This window comes from Pedobacter miscanthi, assembly GCF_032678605.1.
Lineage (GTDB): Bacteria > Bacteroidota > Bacteroidia > Sphingobacteriales > Sphingobacteriaceae > Pedobacter > Pedobacter miscanthi_A.
In genome coordinates this window covers 1-4,294 of sequence record NZ_JAVTSU010000049.1, presented here as the reverse complement: position 1 = coordinate 4,294, position 4,294 = coordinate 1, and the positions used below count along the sequence as shown (strand labels likewise).

Annotated in this window: 5 protein-coding genes and 1 pseudogene; all 6 read left to right on the top strand. The window is 42.4% G+C overall.

Features of this window, described 5'->3' with window-relative positions; genetic code table 11:
* Nucleotides 1–271, top strand: a pseudogene (locus tag R2R28_RS28955) (TonB-dependent receptor); the annotation flags it as partial.
* A gap of 27 nt (nucleotides 272–298) precedes the next feature.
* Nucleotides 299–865, top strand: coding sequence for a biliverdin-producing heme oxygenase (locus R2R28_RS28950; RefSeq protein WP_316829143.1), 567 nt, complete (start codon nucleotides 299–301; stop codon nucleotides 863–865).
* A gap of 388 nt (nucleotides 866–1,253) precedes the next feature.
* Nucleotides 1,254–1,802, top strand: coding sequence for a sigma-70 family RNA polymerase sigma factor (locus tag R2R28_RS28945; RefSeq protein WP_316829142.1), 549 nt, complete (start codon nucleotides 1,254–1,256; stop codon nucleotides 1,800–1,802).
* A complete protein-coding gene (locus R2R28_RS28940; protein ID WP_316829141.1) occupies nucleotides 1,799–3,001 on the top strand; it encodes a hypothetical protein in 1,203 nt (400 codons plus the stop codon). The genes R2R28_RS28945 and R2R28_RS28940 overlap by 4 nt, the downstream gene beginning before the upstream one ends.
* Before the next feature lie 118 nt (nucleotides 3,002–3,119).
* On the top strand, nucleotides 3,120–3,806 hold the full coding sequence (locus R2R28_RS28935; RefSeq protein WP_316829140.1) for a hypothetical protein: 687 nt from the start codon (nucleotides 3,120–3,122) through the stop codon (nucleotides 3,804–3,806).
* An 86-nt stretch (nucleotides 3,807–3,892) separates the two neighbouring features.
* Nucleotides 3,893–4,294 (top strand): carboxypeptidase-like regulatory domain-containing protein (locus R2R28_RS28930; RefSeq protein ID WP_316829139.1); only part of this gene is annotated, 402 nt, incomplete at its 3' end.

Below are 4,294 nucleotides of genomic sequence, written 5' to 3'. Positions count from 1 at the left end.
TCCGTGGGAGGCCAGTTTAAACATTCGCGTAAATTACAGGGGCAAATATCCTTTTGGTGATCGTAACGGAAACCAGTTTATCGATCGTTACGACACTTTTGTAAATGGCTTTTTTATGCTCAATGCTGCTTTTGAAAAAAAACTGATGAAACAGCATTTAAGCATCAGGCTTACAGCCGACAATATTTTAAATTATACCGACCGGTTAATGCCCGGTCAGCCGGGGCGTGTACTGCTGACCGGATTAACCTATCGTTTATATAAAGATTAATTATTCAATCACCATAAATTACAAAACATGTTAAGTACTAATATTAAAGAGGCTACAAAAGTCGAGCACCAGAACCTGGAGAAACAGGTTGTTTTAAAACTAAAAGCCATCAGAAGCAATCAGGATTATGCAGATCTGTTAAAACATTTTTTTGCATACTTCAGTCACATCGAAGAAAAAATAAAACCCTTTATCACAGTATCAGTTTTGCCCGATTATGCGCAGCGTAGAAACTCGAGTTATATCAAAGCCGATATTTTAGAACTTGGGGCCGATATTGCTAATCTTCCTTTTACAACCGTACCAAAAATTGAAAATGTGGTACAGGCATTAGGTGCATTATACGTTTTGGAAGGTTCGATTATGGGAGGAAGTATTATTGTGAAAATGCTCGAAAAAGGAGGGGTAATCAAAGGCGTTTCTTTCTTTTCGGGTTATGGAGAAGCTACAGGCATGATGTGGGGCAATTTTATAGCTGTTTTAAATGCACAGGCAAAGACTGAGAAGGATGAACAAGAAGCTATTGTTGCAGCAAACGAGACCTTTAAACACTTTGCTTATGTTTTCGAAAAAGTGAGTGTGCATCCTGTCTAAACTCCGAAGGTTTAAAAATTATCTATACCAGTTGCTGAGCGGCAAAACTGGTATAGGTTAAAACCTTTTTCAAGAAATTATAGCAACAACCGTTAGTTCGCCATTTATGACCTCGAATATGCTGTCAGATCGATTTATGTAAGGCCGCACAGGAACGGTTAGAAAAAATATAAGTGACAGTAAATCCGGTACCTAGATCATACTGTAACAACGCAGATTCATTTTTTTGAAATGGTGTGCATATCAGTATGATGGCGGATACTCGATTCATTAATAAATTCTTCTATTTAGGATCAAAGACCAGAATTCTATTTGATTTACAATGTGAATATTCTTTATTTGGAATTGATCTAAATAATTTTAACTTTGCCGCTTAATATCCAGGAAATTGTCTGAAGCAGAAGAACTAGATCAAAAACAGGTGTTCCGTGTGAACGGGGATACTTTTGTGCTGATCTATAAACAGTTCTGGAAAAAACTTTATTATCTCTGTTATCAGAATATCGGGGACAGTGCGATCGCTCAGGACCTTGTGCATGATCTTTTCCGATCGATCTGGGAAAGGCGTGGGGAGCTCATCATTAATGATTCCATTGAAAAATATATGGTCCGTTCCATCAAATACAAAATATCTGGTTACTTTCGTGAAAAGATCCAGCAGGAGAGAAACCTTGGGGAATCACAGCTTTATGTGCGGGAATCTGAATCGGTAACCGAAAAACAGGTTGCTTACAGTTTCCTCTCCCAGGAACTTAAAGTGCTGGTAGAGCGGCTACCAGAGCGCCGCAGATTGATTTATAAGCTGAGCCGTGAGGATGGGTTAAACAACCGGGAGATCGCTGCCTCTTTACTGGTTTCAGAAAAAACCGTGGAGAGCCAGATCACCAAGGCAATGTCCTACATCCGCCAAAGGCTTGGCCAATACAAAAATGAATGAAGCCCAGATTATCCTGTTATTGTAACCGTATCCTGTTTTTATGCCTGATTGCGACGTTGATCGTGAACTGCAGGTCGGGTGCACAAAAGAAATCCACAAAGGGAAAATACCTGCTGCTGATCAATGGCGAAAAAGGTTCCAGGGAACAGGACAATATGATCTGGTTTGATTCACTGGATTCATCCCTTGTGTTGCGTACTGACCATGGAACAGCCATCAATGATCATCTAGGATCAGCTGTTATCCCGCAGGATAGTTTTCTGCTCAGTATGGATAAAAATACCGGAGCAATGCAGAAGTATGCCTATTCTCCTGAAGGGCTGACCGAAACGGGTAAGCTTATACTCGCGGAATTTGAATATATCTCTTTTAGCTCCAAGATTGATGCTGAAGAGCTTTATATCAGTGGTCGCGGCAAAAATAATATTTCTTCTTTTGCAGTAGTGGACACCAAAAATATGAAGGTGATCAGGCGCGGAAAACTTTTATTGCCTGTGGCAAGCGGTCAAAATCCAAGCGATAACTTTGGTATTTTAAAGGGTAACCGGTTTTATGTGGGATATAGCTCTTTTGGGGAAGATTATGACCATTGCAGTGATACCTCATATCTGGCGGTGATGGATTATCCCTCTTTAAAGCGGCTATCACTGGCCAAAGATACTAGGTCGGCCTTTCCGGGAGCCGGAGTAAACGGTCTGTTCAACTATTTCGAAGGTGGGGATGGGGCGCTGTATGTGCTTACCTCGCCCGTATTTTATCACGGTAATCATCCGACCGCTCCTACGGCTTTTTACCGCGTTGGCGAAGGCAGAGGGGGCTTTGATCCAGAATATTTTTTTGATCTTTCGTCAAAATTGAAGGGCGCGCATCTACTGGGCATTACCCAGGCTGGAGAAGATCAGGTAATCCTTTCAACGATCGCTTTTCCCAGTACAGGAAAGAGTGATTATTATCTAGTGGACGTGAAAAGAAAGACACTGAAATTATTGCTTAAAGATCAGCTCCAGCCGAACTTTGTTTGGGGCACAAGTGGTTTATATGACGGAGCGCATGCCACTTTTGTTGTCAATGAAAAACAGGGAGAATCCAGGATATACCTTTATGATGTCAAAAATGGGAATCTGATCAAAGGACCTGCCATCCGGGGATCGGTTTCCGCAAAATCTTCCTTTTTAATGCTCCAGCCTTCTGGAAAATGATCACACGTACGTTTATCTTAAATTAAAACTTTCGGATTATCAGTAGCTTGCATTTTATTTAAAAAGAATCTTAATAAGGCGTAGGGGTAAACCTTTCCACGAGCGACTGTTAAGATATATGGGCAGATACTCGATAAATGAAGACACTTTTCGCAGGTACCACCTGGGCGAATGCACAGCGGAGGAATCTGCCGCCATAGCCTCGTGGCTCGAAGAAGGTGAAGAAGATCCAGTTTTTATTCATGACGGGCTAACTGAGCACAGAATAGAACAATCACTTTGGTCTGCTATCGAGCAATCGACTGTTCATCAGGATTTAAGGCGCAAGAGGTTAAAACTGTTGCGCAGCGGTCTGGTTGTTGCCGGAGCTTTTGCGCTGTTGTTTATCTGTGCAGGATTGTATTTTGATGCCCAGCCCAATGCTGCTGGCTCAAGGACGGTACTCATCAATAACCTCAGTGGTGGGATTTCGAAGACAGAAAATATAGACGGCCTTATTTTTACCGCACTTCCAAAAGGGAATATCAGCGCCAATATCGCACACTCATCGGGCAATGTCACTTTTTGTGATGTGATGCTGATCGAAAACAATTCGGTTAAGGATATCAGCCTGAACTTTGCCTCCAACTGTTCACAGAACGGAAAGGCGCCCAAAAATTTTATATGTAAGAAAGGTGTCACTTATGTGGCCTTGAAGATGAGCAGGATTTCGCCCGATATTATCGTGGTGGACCAGCGCTATATGGAGGACTTTTTGCCCTTGAACCTTGCGATGCAGATCAATAAGGACCTAAAGTCGATCTAATGAAAATAAAATAGGCCGGACTGCTGGTAACAGTACGGCCTGTCCCCGCTGGCGGGGTTAATTTTAACGTATGACAATTAAAATCAATGCAAATTAATAAAATTCTGCTGACGGGGCTTCTATGTGCCGTAAATTTCTTCTCCAATGCACAAAGCACCCAGTTTCGGATTCCCGGAAGAGTAAAAGGAAATGACCAGTTGCCCATCGAAGGGGCTACCATAATGATCCGTTCGTTAAAGGCCGGCACAGTCAGCGCTGCCGACGGAAGCTTTGAGCTTAAGGTTGATAAAGCTGGTTTTTACACACTCGAGGTTAGTGCGGTAGGTTATCGTTTGAAAAAGCAGACTGTGGAAGTAAAGCGCTCAGGTGGGCAGGATGTTTTCGATTTTGTGCTCATCAGCGATAGCAGGGACATGGAAACGGTGAACGTAAACGGAAAAACAGAAAAAAGGAAACTCACCGAGAGCGGATTCAACGTTACCGGGATT

Coding starts and splice junctions, on each gene's coding strand:
- R2R28_RS28950 (WP_316829143.1), top strand. CDS start 299: ATGTTAAGTACTAATATTAAAGAGGCTACAAAAGTCGAGCACCAGAAC.
- R2R28_RS28940 (WP_316829141.1), top strand. CDS start 1,799: ATGAAGCCCAGATTATCCTGTTATTGTAACCGTATCCTGTTTTTATGC.
- R2R28_RS28935 (WP_316829140.1), top strand. CDS start 3,120: ATGGGCAGATACTCGATAAATGAAGACACTTTTCGCAGGTACCACCTG.